Origin of the sequence: Bacillus sp. AFS029637 (assembly GCF_002584985.1) — a bacterium.
Lineage (GTDB): Bacteria > Bacillota > Bacilli > Bacillales > Bacillaceae_G > Bacillus_A.
The window spans coordinates 1-257 of record NZ_NUPZ01000075.1; the positions used below are offsets into that span (position 1 = coordinate 1).

A 257-nucleotide genomic window follows, 5' to 3' on the forward strand; every position below is an offset into this window, starting at 1 on the left:
CCTTCATATTTCTGATCACCCATTGTTACTGTTACTTTGGAGCCCACTTCTCCTGTTCCTATTACCTTTGTATCTTTATCCGTTATTCCTTTTACAACTGGAGCTTCTGGTACTGTCCCATCCTTTACTGTTACTTTGGATGGTTTACTTGTATTACCCGCAGTGTCTGTTAATTTTACTGTCACTTCTGTTCCTGGTTTTTGTTTTGGGATATCTACTGTAAAGTTCCCATTTCCGTCTACTTTTCCTTCATATTT

Annotated in this window: 1 protein-coding gene; it reads right to left on the reverse strand. The window is 38.1% G+C overall.

Translation table 11 applies throughout. From position 1 onward, the window contains the following. A partial coding sequence (locus COE49_RS27790) for an Ig-like domain-containing protein (RefSeq protein WP_255294761.1) occupies window positions 1-257 on the reverse strand: 257 nt, incomplete at both ends.